Source organism: Pseudomonas sp. SB113 (genome assembly GCF_040754745.1).
Taxonomy (GTDB): Bacteria; Pseudomonadota; Gammaproteobacteria; order Pseudomonadales; family Pseudomonadaceae; genus Aquipseudomonas; species Aquipseudomonas grimontii.
This window is the reverse complement of sequence record NZ_JBFMHW010000001.1, coordinates 378,449-392,694: the sequence shown is the minus strand read 5'-3', so window position 1 is coordinate 392,694 and position 14,246 is coordinate 378,449. Positions and strand designations below refer to the sequence as shown.

General features: G+C 62.3%; 14 protein-coding genes. 9 read left to right on the top strand and 5 right to left on the bottom strand.

What is annotated here, in order from left to right; genetic code table 11:
• Positions 1-53: 53 nt before the first annotated feature.
• Positions 54-1,499, top strand: a complete 1,446-nt coding sequence (gene dacB, locus AB1462_RS01810; protein ID WP_367246060.1) for a D-alanyl-D-alanine carboxypeptidase/D-alanyl-D-alanine-endopeptidase — start codon at positions 54-56, stop codon at positions 1,497-1,499.
• 1 nt (position 1,500) lies between these two features.
• Here the strand turns inward: dacB and AB1462_RS01805 are convergent, their stop codons facing one another.
• Positions 1,501-2,280: an IclR family transcriptional regulator gene (locus AB1462_RS01805; RefSeq protein WP_367246059.1), complete on the bottom strand. Its 780-nt coding sequence runs from the start codon at positions 2,278-2,280 to the stop codon at positions 1,501-1,503.
• Between the two features lie 120 nt (positions 2,281-2,400).
• On the opposite strand from AB1462_RS01805, the gene hmgA reads away from it, so the two are divergent.
• The 4 genes from hmgA to AB1462_RS01785 are packed head-to-tail and all read left to right on the top strand — an operon-like array spanning position 2,401 to position 7,046.
• Complete coding sequence (gene hmgA, locus AB1462_RS01800) at positions 2,401-3,684, top strand: homogentisate 1,2-dioxygenase (RefSeq protein ID WP_259192169.1); 1,284 nt, start codon at positions 2,401-2,403, stop codon at positions 3,682-3,684.
• 3 nt (positions 3,685-3,687) lie between these two features.
• A complete protein-coding gene (fahA, locus tag AB1462_RS01795; protein WP_090409133.1) occupies positions 3,688-4,974 on the top strand; it encodes a fumarylacetoacetase in 1,287 nt (428 codons plus the stop codon).
• A gap of 12 nt (positions 4,975-4,986) precedes the next feature.
• The gene (maiA, locus tag AB1462_RS01790) at positions 4,987-5,622 is read left to right on the top strand and encodes a maleylacetoacetate isomerase (protein ID WP_259192167.1); all 636 of its coding nucleotides are present in this window, start codon (positions 4,987-4,989) and stop codon (positions 5,620-5,622) included.
• A 53-nt stretch (positions 5,623-5,675) separates the two neighbouring features.
• A complete protein-coding gene (locus AB1462_RS01785) occupies positions 5,676-7,046 on the top strand; it encodes an MFS transporter (protein WP_367246058.1) in 1,371 nt (456 codons plus the stop codon).
• An 80-nt stretch (positions 7,047-7,126) separates the two neighbouring features.
• On the opposite strand, the gene AB1462_RS01780 is transcribed toward AB1462_RS01785, so the two are convergent.
• Positions 7,127-7,930, bottom strand: a complete 804-nt coding sequence (locus tag AB1462_RS01780) for a SirB1 family protein (protein ID WP_367246057.1) — start codon at positions 7,928-7,930, stop codon at positions 7,127-7,129.
• Positions 7,931-8,115: 185 nt separating this feature from the next.
• On the opposite strand from AB1462_RS01780, the gene AB1462_RS01775 reads away from it, so the two are divergent.
• Positions 8,116-9,135 carry a Glu/Leu/Phe/Val dehydrogenase dimerization domain-containing protein gene (locus AB1462_RS01775; RefSeq protein ID WP_090409122.1) on the top strand — a complete coding sequence of 340 codons (1,020 nt, stop codon included), beginning with the start codon at positions 8,116-8,118 and terminating at the stop codon, positions 9,133-9,135.
• Positions 9,136-9,190: 55 nt separating this feature from the next.
• On the opposite strand, the gene AB1462_RS01770 is transcribed toward AB1462_RS01775, so the two are convergent.
• Positions 9,191-9,451 (bottom strand): YebG family protein, encoded by a 261-nt coding sequence (locus tag AB1462_RS01770; RefSeq protein WP_012722374.1) that lies wholly within the window; start codon positions 9,449-9,451, stop codon positions 9,191-9,193.
• Positions 9,452-9,699: 248 nt separating this feature from the next.
• On the opposite strand from AB1462_RS01770, the gene AB1462_RS01765 reads away from it, so the two are divergent.
• Positions 9,700-10,188, top strand: a complete 489-nt coding sequence (locus AB1462_RS01765) for a phosphate-starvation-inducible PsiE family protein (RefSeq protein WP_027604688.1) — start codon at positions 9,700-9,702, stop codon at positions 10,186-10,188.
• Here AB1462_RS01765 and AB1462_RS01760 read toward each other — a convergent pair.
• Positions 10,185-10,502, bottom strand: a complete 318-nt coding sequence (locus tag AB1462_RS01760; RefSeq protein WP_090409077.1) for a DUF3509 domain-containing protein — start codon at positions 10,500-10,502, stop codon at positions 10,185-10,187. The genes AB1462_RS01765 and AB1462_RS01760 overlap by 4 nt on opposite strands.
• A gap of 666 nt (positions 10,503-11,168) precedes the next feature.
• Between AB1462_RS01760 and AB1462_RS01755 the strand changes: the two genes are divergently transcribed.
• Positions 11,169-11,579, top strand: coding sequence for an HPF/RaiA family ribosome-associated protein (locus AB1462_RS01755; RefSeq protein WP_027604683.1), 411 nt, complete (start codon positions 11,169-11,171; stop codon positions 11,577-11,579).
• A gap of 52 nt (positions 11,580-11,631) precedes the next feature.
• Here AB1462_RS01755 and AB1462_RS01750 read toward each other — a convergent pair whose 3' ends face one another.
• A complete protein-coding gene (locus tag AB1462_RS01750) occupies positions 11,632-13,143 on the bottom strand; it encodes an MFS transporter (protein ID WP_367246055.1) in 1,512 nt (503 codons plus the stop codon).
• Between the two features lie 105 nt (positions 13,144-13,248).
• On the opposite strand from AB1462_RS01750, the gene AB1462_RS01745 reads away from it, so the two are divergent.
• Positions 13,249-14,121, top strand: a complete 873-nt coding sequence (locus tag AB1462_RS01745; RefSeq protein WP_090409071.1) for a LysR family transcriptional regulator — start codon at positions 13,249-13,251, stop codon at positions 14,119-14,121.
• The last annotated feature ends 125 nt before the right edge of the window (positions 14,122-14,246 follow it).

Here is a 14,246-nt window from a genome sequence, read left to right as displayed (position 1 = left end):
GTACGGAGCTGTTAGCGTTGCGGCCATTAATGGCTTTGCGGAACACAGTACTGATGCACTTTGGACGATGGCTACACCTGCTGTGCCTGAGCGTTTTACTGGGCGGCTGTGCGAGTGTTTTGCAGCCGTCCACGTCTTCGACACTGGACCATCTGCTGGCCGATCCTGCTCTCAATGGCGCCACGGTTTCCGTCATGGTGCGCGACGCACGCAGTGGCAGCACCCTCTATCAACACAACCCGCGCGCACGCCTGATCCCGGCGTCCAACCTCAAGTTGCTCACCACCGCTGCGGCGATGGATGTGTTGGGGCCGCAATACCGCTTTTCCACGCAGCTGTTGAGCAACGGCACCCAGCAAGGTGAGCGCCTGGCCGGCAACCTGTACCTGCGTGGCCTCGGCGACCCGACCACGCAGTTCGCCGACTACCAGGCACTGGCCGCCCAGTTGGCGAGCCAGGGCGTGCGCCAGGTGCAAGGCGATCTGGTGTTTGACGACACGTGGTTCGACGCCGAACGCCTGGGTGTGGACTGGGCTCAAGACGATGAAAGTACCTATTACGGCGCGCAGATCTCGGCGTTGACGGTCTCCCCCAATACGGATTTTGACGCGGGCACCTTGCTGGTCACGGCGAAGGCTCCCGTCGCGCTCGGCCAGCCAGTGAGCGTGGTGGTGAGCCCGTCCACCGACTACGTGCAACTGAGCAACCGCGCCGTCAGTGGCCCCGGCAACAGCTACGGCATCACCCGCCAGCACGGCACCAACCTGCTGCAACTCACCGGCGCGCTCGCACCGGGCAAGCAAAGCCGGCAATGGGTGAGCGTGTGGGAACCGACGCAACTGGTGGCCAATCTGTTTGAACAGGCCTTGGCGCAGCAGGGCATCCAGGTGCTGGGGCGGCGGGTGATCGGTGGCGTCAGCCCCAGCACGGCCACGCTGTTGGCGGAGCATCAGTCGGCACCGCTGCAAGCGCTGATCACGCCGCTGCTCAAACTCTCGAACAACAACATGTCCGAAGCGTTGCTCAAGGCCATGGGCCGCAAAACGGCCAATGCCGGCACGGCGGCGGCGGGCGTGGCGGCGGTAGCGGCGTTCATGCAGCGCCAGGGCCTGGACCCGACCACGCTCAGCCAGGTGGATGGCTCAGGTCTGTCGCGGCGCAACCTGGTGTCGGCGCAGAACCTGACGGACCTGCTGCTGGTCACCGCCAAGCAACCGTGGTTCGACGCCTGGTACAACGCCTTGCCGATTGCCGGCAATGCCGACCGCATGACCGGCGGCAGCCTGCGTTATCGCCTGCGCGGGACGGCTGCGGAAAACAACCTGCACGCCAAGACCGGGTCCATGGCCGGCGTCTCCTCGCTGAGCGGCTATATCACCGATGCGCAGGGACGGCGCCTGGTGTTTTCGATGATCAGCAATAACTACGTCAGCGACGCAGCCCCTGTCCGCGCCCTCGAGAACCGCCTGGCACTGGCCCTGGCCCAGTGGCACGACTAGTTCAGGGCTGGTAGCCCATCCGCCAACTCACGGCCTGGGTCGCCGCCAGCAAGCGCTGCGCCGCCGGGCCATCTTCGTCGGCGTGGAACAGCGAGGTGGGGCCGACCACGGTCATCACCGCTGCCACTTGCCCGGCCGCGTTGAACACTGGCGCCGACAGCGCATCCACCCCCGGCATCAGCAGGCCATGTACAAAGTGCAGGCCGCGCTGGCGGATCAGTTCACAGGTGCTGGCATAGGCCTCGTCGTCGGCCAGGGCATGGGCGATACCGGCCTGGATTTCACGCTCACGCAACTCGACGGTTTCCCGCGACGGCAGGAAGGCACTGAACACCAGCCCGGTGGATGAGCTGAGCAGGGGCAACACTGAACCCAATTGCGTCACCACCGTCACCGCACGCACCGCCGGTTCGATCTGCACCACCGTCGCGCCCTGGTTGCCCCATACCGCCAGAAAGCAGGTTTCATTCAAATCGTCGCGCAGCTCTGCCAGAGGCATCGCGCCGACTTTCAGCACGTCCATGCTGCCCAGCGCGGCCAGGCCTACACGCAACGCTTCGCGCCCCAGGCCGTAATGGTTGGTGGCGGTGTTCTGTTCGGCAAAGCCCGAGGCGATCAGCGCCTGTAAATAACGGTGCACCTTGCTCGCCGGCATCTGCACATGTTCGGCCAGCCGCGACAATGACGTGGAGGGCGACAGTTCGGCCAGGGCCTTGAGGATGTCGGTACCCACTTCGGCCGAGCGGACTTTCTGTTTACCGGTGTCGCGAGGCTTTTCCATGGAAGGGCGAGAATCCGAGAGATGAATGGGCGTCTTTATAGCTTGACGGTCGATAGTGATCAAATTACGTTATGCGTAACTGGATTACGATAAAAACAACTTCCGCATAGAGGATGATCCATGAACCTCGAATACCTGTCGGGCTTCGGCAATGAATTCGCCAGCGAAGCCTTGCCCGGTGCCTTACCGGTCGGCCAGAACTCCCCGCAAAAAGCGCCCTACGGGCTGTACACCGAACTGTTTTCCGGCACTGCCTTTACCATGGTGCGTAGCGAAGCCCGGCGCACCTGGCTGTACCGTATCCAGCCGTCGGCCAATCACCCGGCGTTCGTCAAGCTGGAGCGGCAGTTGGCCGGTGGCCCTTTGGGCGCGGTGACGCCCAATCGCCTGCGCTGGAACCCGTTGGATATTCCGAGTGAGTCGACAGACTTTATCGACGGCCTGGTCGGCATGGTGGCCAACTCAGGGGCGGAAAAACCCTCAGGTATCAGCATCTACCACTACCGTGCCAACCGCTCGATGGACCGCGTGTTCTTCAATGCCGACGGCGAACTGTTGATCGTGCCCGAGCAGGGCCGCCTGCGCATCGCCACCGAACTGGGCGTGCTGGAGGTCGAGCCGCTGGAAATTGTGGTGTTGCCCCGTGGCCTCAAATTTCGCGTTGAACTGCTGGATGCGCAGGCGCGCGGTTACGTCGCCGAAAACCATGGTGCACCGCTGCGCCTGCCGGACCTGGGGCCCATCGGCAGCAACGGCCTGGCCAACCCGCGTGACTTCCTCACCCCGGTAGCCCACTACGAAGACCTCAAGCAACCGACCACGCTGGTGCAGAAATTCCTTGGTGAACTGTGGGCGTGCGAACTGGACCATTCACCGCTGAACGTGGTGGCCTGGCACGGCAACAACGTGCCGTACAAATACGACCTGCGCCGTTTCAACACCATTGGCACGGTAAGTTTCGATCACCCCGACCCGTCGATCTTCACTGTATTGACCTCGCCCACCAGCACCCATGGCCTGGCCAACCTCGACTTCGTGATCTTTCCGCCGCGCTGGATGGTGGCCGAGAACACCTTCCGTCCGCCGTGGTTCCACCGCAACCTGATGAATGAATACATGGGCCTGATCCAGGGCGCCTATGACGCCAAGGCCGAAGGCTTCCTGCCCGGCGGCGCGTCGCTGCACAGCTGCATGAGTGCCCACGGCCCGGACGGCGAGACCTGCACCAAGGCCATCAACGTGGACTTGGCGCCGCACAAGATCGACAACACCATGGCCTTCATGTTCGAGACCAGCCAAGTGCTGCGTCCCAGCCAGTTCGCCCTGGAGTGCCCGCAACTGCAACCTTCTTATGACGCGTGCTGGGCCTCGTTGCCCGCCACCTTCAACCCGAACCGGAGATAACCCATGACGCAGCCAACCCTTACCCGCAGCTGGGTAGCCTCCGCCAACGGTCACCGCGATTTCCCCCTGCAAAACCTGCCGCTGGGTGTGTTCAGCATCAATGGCTCGGCGCCGCGCAGTGGCGTCGCGATTGGCGACGCGATCCTCGACCTGCACGCCGCTCTGGATGAGTTTGAAGGCGAAGCCCGCCGCGCCGTTGAAGCTACCGTAGGCGGCCAGTTGAACGCCTTTTTCGAGCTGGGCCGTGGCCCGCGCGTGGCCTTGCGCGAGCGCCTGCTGGAACTGTTGGCGGAGGGCAGCAAACTGCAGACCCGTGAAGCGCAGGTGCTGCACCGCGCCGCCGATTGCCAGATGCACCTGCCGGCGAAGATCAACGACTACACCGACTTCTACGTCGGCATCGAGCACGCGCAGAACGTCGGCAAGTTGTTTCGCCCGGATAACCCGCTGCTGCCGAACTACAAGTACGTGCCGATCGGTTATCACGGCCGCGCCTCGACCATTCGCACCTCGGGTGCCGACGTACGTCGTCCCAAAGGCCAGACCTTGCCGGCCGGACAGACCGAACCGACCTTCGGCCCCTGCGCACGCCTGGACTATGAACTGGAACTGGGCATCTGGATTGGCCAGGGTAATGCCATGGGCGACTCGATTGCCATTGGCGATGCGGCCGAGCATATCGCCGGTTTCTGCCTGCTCAATGACTGGTCGGCGCGGGACATTCAGGCCTGGGAGTACCAGCCGCTGGGGCCGTTCCTGTCGAAGAGCTTCATCACCAGCATTTCACCGTGGGTGGTCACGGCCGAAGCCTTGGAACCGTTCCGCAAAGCACAACCAGCGCGGCCCGAAGGCGATCCGCAACCGCTGCCGTACCTGCTGGATAAACGCGATCAGGCGGCCGGCGCGCTCGATATTGAGCTGGAAGTACTGATCACCACGGCGTCGATGCGTGAGCAAAACCTGCCGGCTCATCGCCTGGCGCTGAGCAACAGCCTGCATATGTACTGGACCGTCGCGCAGTTGGTGGCGCACCACAGCGTCAACGGCTGCCAATTGCAGGCCGGTGATCTGTTTGGTTCGGGCACCTTGTCCGGCCCTGAGGCCGGGCAGTTCGGCAGCCTGCTGGAGATGACCGAAGGTGGTAAGAAGGTCATCGAACTGCCTTCCGGCGAAGTGCGCCGGTTCCTCGAGGATGGCGATGAAGTCATCCTGCGCGCCCGTTGCAACCGCGAAGGCTTCGCCTCCATCGGCTTCGGCGAATGCCGTGGCACTGTGGTCGCGGCGCGCTAGGAGGGCAGGGCGATGGAACTCTATACCTACTACCGCTCAACGGCGTCGTATCGGGTGCGCATCGCCCTGGCGCTCAAGGGCCTGGATTTCACTGCGGTGCCCGTCAACCTGCTGGTGCCGGCGGGCGGCGCGCATCGCCAGCCGGAATACCTGGCCATCAACCCGCAAGGCCGCGTTCCGGCCTTGCGCACCGATGAGGGCGCGGTGCTGATTCAGTCCACGGCGATCATCGAGTACCTCGAGGAACGTTATCCACAGGCGCCGCTGCTTTCCAAAGAACTGGCCACCCGTGCCCATGAGCGCGCGGTCGCGTCGATCATCGGCTGCGACATTCACCCGTTGCACAACTCCAGCACCCAGAACCTGTTGCGCCAGTGGGGGCATGATGAGGTGCAGGTGCTGGCGTGGATCGCTCATTGGATCAGCCAGGGGCTGGGCGCGGTGGAGCAGTTGATTGGCGATAAGGGATTCTGCTTTGGCGAGCAGCCGGGGTTGGCGGATGTGTTTCTGATTCCCCAGCTGTATGCGGCGGAGCGCTTCAAGGTGCCGTTGGCGACGTATCCGCGCATTGGCAGGGTGGCGGCGTTGGCGGCGCAGCATCCGGCGTTTATCCAGGCCCATCCTGCCAACCAACCCGACACCCCCTGATCGATTTTCCCCACCCAGAGCGTGGGAACAATAATAAAAACAGGTACCTTGCGATGCACAATCAGATTGCCAGCTTTCGCGCGGCACTCGATGCCCGTCCGGTGTCGCGCTATCAGTGGTTGATTCTCCTATTGCTGGCGCTGCTGCTGGTGACCGATGGCTACGATGCCCAGGTGCTGGGCTATGTGGTGCCGGCACTGGCCAAGGACTGGGGGTTGGAAAAGGCCGCCTTCGGCCCGGTGTTCAGTGCCAACCTGCTGGGGCTGACCTTGGGCTCGCTGCTGGTGACACCCCTGGCGGATCGGTTTGGCATACGCCGCATCCTGCTGGGCTGTGTGCTGATCTACGCCAGCCTCACGGTGTTGATGGTGTTTGCCAACTCGCTGACAACGCTGATGGCGGCGCGCTTTATCTGTGGCATCGGCATGGGCGGCGCGATGCCCAGTGCCATGGCGTTGATGTCGGAGTATTCCCCACCCCGTTTGCGCACCTTGATGGTGACGTTGGCCGCGTGCGGCTTCTCGTTCGGCGGCGCAGCCGGTGGGTTTGTGGCCGCGGGATTTATCGACGGCTTCGGCTGGCAGGCGGTGTTTCTTGCCGGCGGCGTGACGCCGTTGCTGCTGTTCCCTTTCCTGCTGTGGCTGCTGCCGGAGTCCCTGCCGCGCCTGCTACGCGATGCACCGCCGTATGCACGCTTGCATAAGGTCACCGCGCGCATGTTGCCTGAGTGGCGTGCGCCTCTGGCGAGCGCGGAAGCAAACCACCGCGAGCAGGGCAGCCCATTGACGGTGGTGGAGCTGTTTCGCCATGGCTATGCGCGTCCTACGTTGCTGATCTGGGCGACCTTTTTTGTCAGCCTGATCCTCCTGTATTTCATGATCAGCTGGTTGCCGTCGCTGCTGCTGGAAAGTGGCATGGCGTTGAATGAAGCCAACCTGGTGACCTCGATGTTCCTGTTTGCCGGCACCTTGGGCGCCATCGGCATGGCCTGGTTTGCCGACCGGTTGAAGCGCAAGGTGCGGCTGTTGTCTGCGGTGCTGGCTGCTGCTGCGGTGTGCACGATTTTGCTGGGGTTGAACCACGACACTCCCCGCTACCTGGTGGCCTGCGTGTTCGCCGCCGGTTTCTGCATCATCGGCGGGCAATTGACCCTTAACGCTTTCGCCAGCAACTTTTATCCGGCACATGTACGCGCCACAGGTACGGGGTGGGCATTGGGTGTGGGGCGCTTCGGCTCAATCCTGGGGCCGCTGTTTGGCAGCATGCTGCTGGCGATGCATATTCCGGTGCAGCAGATTTTCTTCTTCTGCGCGATTCCGGCGGTGATCGCGGCGGTGTTGATCATTCAAGTGCGCTCGCCCGCGACTGACACGCCGAAGAGCCCGTTGCAGGGCGATATCCTCAAGACACCGGCCAGTCACTGACGATGCTGCATCTACATCGAGCGGGCTTTTGTGGCAAGCCCGCTCGCCACAGGAAAAATGTGCGCCTGAAAATAATGTGTTCAATGCACCACGGAGTTGGGCGGCAGGTGCCCCAGCCGCTCAGTCAGGCGCAAGCGTTGGATTGGGTCTTCGCTGAGCATCAACGCGTGTTCCAGGTCGAAGCGCTCGGCGTTGGGGCAGTCCAGACGTTGGTACAGGCTGGCCCGTGCGAGGTAATCGGCGGCGCTGGCATTGCCCAGTTCCAGCACGCGCTCGGCGTCGATCAGCGCGGCCAAGGGGTTGTCATTGGCCAAGTGCAACTGGCGCAGGTTGCGTGACAGCCGTTGCAGGATCGAACGGGGTTCGGCGGTGTGCAGGTGGTCGGCCTGCAAGTTGAGGTTGGGCCCGTATTGGCGCTGCAGCAGTTCGCGGCAGTCGTTGGGGTACAGGCGGCGCCCGCCGCAAGGGTCCAGCAGATGATCGGCGCCGGGCACCCGCAGCAGGAAGTGGCCGGGGAAGTTGACGCCGACCATAGGGATTCCCAAGCGTCGAGCCAGCTCCAGGGCAATCAGCCCCATGGCCAGGGGCTGCCCGCGTTTGCGTTGCAACACCTTGTCCAACAGGGCGGCGGCGGGACGCAGCGGGGTGAAGTCATCCTGGGCGAACCCGAGGTCATTCATGCACCGCAGCAAAGGCTGGCCCAGTTCGTCCGCCGGCAGCAGGGGCATGCCCAGGCTGACCTGTTGCTCGAGCAGTTTCAGGTCCTGCAGGATCAACACCGGTTGCACCGCCGGGTCGTGCTCGGCAGCAATCCACAGCGCGGCTTCAAACAGCGCAGGGGGCGAACGTTCCAGGCAGGCGAAAAAAGCGTGACGGGGATTCATTGCATTCTCCGGCGGATGCCCCCGTTTTAGCCTTGCTGGGAATTTTCGTCCAGTGGCTTAAGAAATATCCTGCGCGCTTATGTCGCAAGACCTACAAAACCGGACGTCTTATTCCAGCGCACTTCGGCAGTTTTCCACCGCAAGCCTATACTTGGCGACACAAGAAGTGATTCGGGAGCTCGACGATGTTTGCTCTCATGCACAGCACCCGCCTTGAATCGCTGCACCTGAGCATCGACCCGGTGACGGGGTTGAAGGCGGTCATAGCCATCCACAACAGCCGCTTGGGCCCTGCCTTGGGCGGCTGTCGCTACCTTGCTTACCCCGACGACGAAAGCGCCGTGGCAGATGCCGCGCGCCTGGCCCAAGGCATGAGCTACAAAGCCGCCCTGGCCGGGTTGCCGGTGGGTGGCGGCACGGCGGTGATCCTGCGCCCCGCTCATGTGGAAAACCGTGCGGCGCTGTTTGAAGCTTTTGGCCGCTGCATCGAGCAACTCGACGGTCGCTACATCACCGCCACCGACAGCGGCACCTCGGTCGCCGACATGGACTGCATCGCCCAACACACCCGCTTCGTTACCAGCACCACCGCTGCCGGTGACCCTTCGCCCCATGCGGCCATGGGCGTGTTCGCCGGGATCCGCACCACCGCCATGGCCCGTCTGGGCAGCGACAATCTCGAAGGCTTGCGCGTGGCAATCCAGGGCCTGGGCAACGTGGGGTTCGCCCTGGCCGAACAACTGCATGCCGCTGGCGCCGAACTGCTGGTCAGCGACATCGACCACGGCAAGGTGCAACTGGCCATGGAACAGCTGGGCGCACACCCCATCGCCAACGACGCCCTGCTCAGCACCCCGTGTGACATCCTCGCGCCCTGCGGGCTGGGCGCCGTGTTCAACCGCACCAGTGTCGGCCAACTGCGCTGCGCCGCTGTGGCAGGCTCCGCCAGCGCGCAACTGACCAACCTGCAAGTGGCCGACCAACTCGAAGGCCGCGGCATCCTCTACGCCCCGGACTATGTGATCAACTCCGGCGGCCTGATCTACGTCGCGCTCAAACACAGCGGCGCCGAACTACCGACCATCACCGCGCACCTGTCCAACATCGGCACGCGCCTCACCGAAATCTTCGCCCACGCCCAGGCCGAAAAACGCTCGCCCGCACGGGTCGCGGACGAACTGGCCGAGCGCTTGCTCTACAAATAGGCCAGGCATTAAAAAGGCCCTGAATCGATAATTCAGGGCCTGTTCAATTCGGGCTTTATTCCGCCGGCGCGTTCAACAACTCGGACAGCGCGTCCGGTTGGCTCTTGAAGGCCTTGGCAAATACATCGCGATTCTTCGCCATGTAGATCCCGGCTTCTTCCACCTGCTGTTCACTCAGGGACGGCACGGCTTTTTGTAACACTTCTGCGAGCAACTCAGCGAGTTCAAGCATCTTGTCATGACGGTCAGCTTCGGCTTTATCCATGAACAAACGCTCCAGATCTCGGCTGCTGCGGTATACCACTTCGACGGCCATTCACCACCTCACATGCCTTCACGATAGTTGTCTTTTGCGACTACTGTATTTATATACAGCGAAAAGGGTAAGCCAAACCGTGTGGTTTGGGTAGCAGTTTTTTAATGTAGCCCGTAAATACAGGTTAGGCGTGCCTCATGTCACCCCGCCATCATCTTATACCCGCCTCTGGCCTTTTTTCTGCATGCAAAACAACCGTCACGTCCAACCCGCATTATCCGGTCGAACCGACCTAAGGAAGCACCATCGTGAAATTTAATTGGGCCGAAAAGCTGCGCCATCAAGTCCATGGGCTGGCCGAGTCCCTGGGTAATCTGTTTGTCGAGTCGTTCCACTACCTGGCGTTATTCGCCATCGGTGCGGTGACCGCCTGGGCAGCGGTGATGGAATTTCTGGGGATGCTGGAGAACGGGCATATCAAGATCGATGACATCTTGCTGCTGTTCATCTACCTGGAATTGGGCGCGATGGTCGGGATTTATTTCAAGACCAACCACATGCCGGTGCGCTTCCTGATCTACGTGGCGATCACTGCGTTGACGCGCCTGCTGATCTCCAACGTGTCCCACCACAACCCGCCCGACCTCGGCATCATCTACCTGTGCGGCGGGATTCTGCTGTTGGCGTTTGCGATTCTGGTGGTGCGCTACGCGTCATCGGCGTTTCCGTCGGTGAAGGTCGAAGGCCCGCGTCGCAAGGGCGAGGCGAGCCTGGAAACCGAGAAGGGCGAGCTTTAAAGCCCGACGCTGAAGGGCAGGGTGCGGGTCGGTGGCCGCTGCAACAATTTGTGGCTGTCGCCGTCCGTCATCACCGCCAGGATCTCCATGGCGCTGTGGCCCTGCTCGATGGCGATGCCGAATTGAATACTTTGCACCAGGCGTTTGAGCCGTTGCGGGTCGTTGCGTTGTTCGGCACTGATCATGCGTTTGGCGACTACGCCAGTCTCATCCGAGAGGGTGAGCATGATGCTGCCGTCGAGCCGCTGGATGCTCAGGTTGACGCGGTATTTTGGGGTGAAGGTGTCGGTGATGATCTGAAAAGGATTGTCCATGGTGCGTTACCGCCTGATAAGAACATGCAGTCATTGACGACCGGTGTCGTGATTAGTTCGCGTTGCCTGACCACCGGCCACTCCGTCGCTGAGGTTGTACAAATTCCGTTTACCTCATGAGCTGTACAGCAAAGGGCGTGCCGTACAGCAGCCTTCCAGGCACCGGGATCTCAATGTGGGAGGGGGCATGCCCCCGATAGCGGTGAATCAGCCAATAAATGCTCGGCTGAAAGACCGCTATCGGGGGCAAGCCCCTCCCACATGGGTTCTATGTTGTTCTTGAAATCGGTGATCCGTTTCAGGGCAGCACGGAAAAAACGATCGCTGACAGCGCAATCAGCACTCCACCCAGCTGACCGCCAGGCCGCCCCGGTGCGCGCGGTGCATGACTGGCTGGTAGAGGACGCGGGGATTTTTCGCGCAATGCACCCGCTGGGAGAGGGGCAATGGTGAGGATCGCGGGGCGTAAGAAGATGTAACTAACTCCCCACCCTAACAGCGTTTTTGCTTGTCGTCAGGGTTAATTTGTAATGTAGGATTTATCTTTGCAAAGGGGTTGAAATGTTTCTCTGGCTGCTCAATTGTGTAATCAAGAGGTCATGGTTTCACCACCCCGGTGTTGCAGTTTGTGACCTCCCGCGAGCTAGCTGAAATAAGGGAAGAACTATGCAAATCCAAGTCAATAGCGATAACCATATTGAAAGCAGCATCCGACTGGAGGAGTGGGTACGTACTACCATTGAGAGCACGCTCGAACGTTATGAAGAAGACCTGACCCGAGTGGAGGTCTACCTGCGGGATGAGAACGGCGACAAGCCGGGTCCCCACGATTTAAGTTGCCGCCTGGAAGCGCGACCAAAAGGCCATCAACCGCTGTCGGTATCGGCCAAGGGCGATACCCTGGAACAGGCGATTGACAGTGCGGCCACCAAGCTGGATCACGCGTTGGAACATCTGTTCGGCCGACTGCAAGGCAAGCCCCGCGCTGCCGCGAAAAACCAGCCAATCAACAAAGTGAATGAAGACGCGCTGGAACAGGAATTCCTGGAAAACGAAAACGCTGTCATCAACGGCTGACCGTTTTTTCACCCTCCTACAAACGGGCCTGCATCTGCAGGCCCGTTTTCGTTTAGCGGCCGCGTCGGAAAAAATACCGGCTCAGCATCGCCAACCCACCAGCACCCAACCCGGCAAACAGCATCGCCCATCCGGCGCCATGGCGCAGGGCTGCCTGGGCATCGTTGAAGGCCAGCCCCATCGATTCCAACTTTCCTGCGGCAATGTTTTGGCTGATAGCCGGCCAATCGATTGCCGTGGTTGCGGGCAGTACTTGGGCCAGGTGATGGCTGATACCCAGCAACAGCACCAGCCCCATCAGCGCAATGTTGAGCGCCAGGGTGATCAGCCGCGCACTGAGGTCGATGCCTGACGCCATGCCCGCGCGGTCGGCCGACACCGAGCCAGTGGTGGTGTTGGTAGTGGGCGAGTTGGTCAGCGCCAGGCCCACGCCGGCGATCACGCAACTGAGCAGTACCAGCCCGATACGCGGGTGCCCGGCCCCGTTGACGGCAGCCATGGCCAGAAAGCCCGCGCCCATCAGGCCCAGGCCTAGGGGGATGATGCGTTCGGCGCCATAGCGCAGGGCCAGGCGCTCGGCCAGCGGTGGTACCAGCAAGGTCGGCAGGGTGTAGGCGAGCAGCGCGGCGCCGGTGGTCAAGGTGTCGTAACCCAGGCCCGCCTGGAAGTACAACGGCAGGTAGATCATGAACGGCCAGAAGCTGAAGTTCATGCCGATCGAGCCCATCAACGCGCCGTTGAAACGCTGGATGCGGAACACCGAGAAGTCGAACATCGGGTGCGCACTGCGCAGCTCGACCGTGATGAACAGCAGCAAACCGAGCCCCGACAAGGCCGCCCAACCGAGCATGGCCGGTGTGCCGAAGCCGCGCTCGCTGCCTTGGGTGATGAAGTACACCAGGGCAAACACCGCCAGGGTCAAGGTGAGCATGCCGGCGATGTCCAGGCGATGGGCGGCCGGGTCGCGGGACTCCTGCACGCTGATGCGCAGCAGCACCAGGGTGAACAGGGTGAGCGGCACGTGCACGAGGAACACCCAACGCCAATCCGCGACCGCCAGGATCAATGCGCCGATCATCGGCCCGAAGCCGAGGCCCACGCCGGCAATCACGCCCCATATCGCAAACGCCCGTGCCCGTGCTGCCGGTTCGCGGAACAGGTGCGAGAGGATGGCGAACTGGCAAATCATCATTGCCCCGGCGCCGATGCCCTGGACAAACCGCGCCGTGATCAGCAGCGAGGCATCCTCAGCCAACCCGCAGGCCAGCGAGGCCAGGCCAAACACCCACAGGCACAACACCAGCATGCGGCGACGGCCAAAGCGATCCGCCAATGTGCCCGCCGCCATCAGCACGCTGGTGCAGGCCAGGGTGTAGGCGTTCATGATCCATTGGGCGTCTTGAAAGCCCGTGCCCAATTCTCGCTCGAGCGTCGGCAGGATCACCGGGACGCTGGAAATCTCCAGGCCGAACATCAGGGCGACGAGGCACACGGCAGTGAGGGCCAGCCCATTCCTGGCGGTATGTGGGCGGCTGGCGGCGGTTAACGTGGCGGCGGGTGGCATGGGGTTCTCCTGAAGATGACGTGTCGCGTTATTTTCAGGGGAATCTGGTTCTTTATTCGTGATAAGTTTTCTTCTAATAAGGGACTCAAAGGCGACAATTACCGCATGGCCACTCCACGTTTTGATGGTGTTGAGCTGTTTCTGCAAATCGTCGAAAGCGGCAACCTGACCGAGGCTGCCGAACGGCTCAATCTCACGCGCTCAGCGGTGGGCAAGGGCCTGGCGCGACTGGAGGCGCGGCTTGGCACTTGTCTGTTGCAGCGCTCCACCCGCCGGCAGCGCTTGACCGAAGACGGGCAGGCGTATTACGAGCATTGCCTGCGTGCGTTGGCGGAGCTGGAGGCGGCCGAGTCCGTACTTGAGAGCGGCCGCCAGCAGCCACGCGGCCGCTTGCGGGCCAGCTTGCCCCTGGCCTTCGGGCACCACTACGCGGCTCCGGCATTGTGGGGATTGATGGCGCGTTATCCGGAACTGGAGATCGAGATCAGCTTCGCCGATCGGCTGGTGGACCTGGCACAGGAAGGCTTCGACGTCGCCGTGCGGATCGGCCCGCTGCCCGACACCGACCGCCTCAGTGCTCGTCGTCTGGGCGAGCAGGCCGTGGGACTGGCGGCGTCACCGGCGTACTTGCAGCGCGTCGGGCCGATTGAATGCATCGAAGACCTTGCCGACCATCGCGGCATCGCCTATCGCAGCAGCACCCCACACCGCAATCGCGTGGCCTCGCCGTTAATGATGGACGACCTCCAGGCCGTGGCCGATGCCGCCATCGCGGGCGTCGGCCTGGCCTGGTTACCGAGTTGGTTGATTGCGCACTATGTGCTGCGTGGGCAGTTGGTCGCAGTGTTGCCCGGCTATCGCGAGCAACCTGCGCCCATTCATGTGATCTGGCCCACGGCCGTCCATATGCCGGCCAAGACGCGCTGTGCAATCGATGCGTTGGTCGCGGCCACCCCCAGTTGCCTGGCGGGCAGTTAGAACCGGCAGGTCAGGGCGAGCAAAACGGGTTTGTTGTGGCGAGCGGGCTTGCCCCGCGTCGGGTAGCGAAGCGACCCCAGCTCTTCGTTTGAAAAGGCCGGGCCTGCTACGCAGTCCAACGCGGG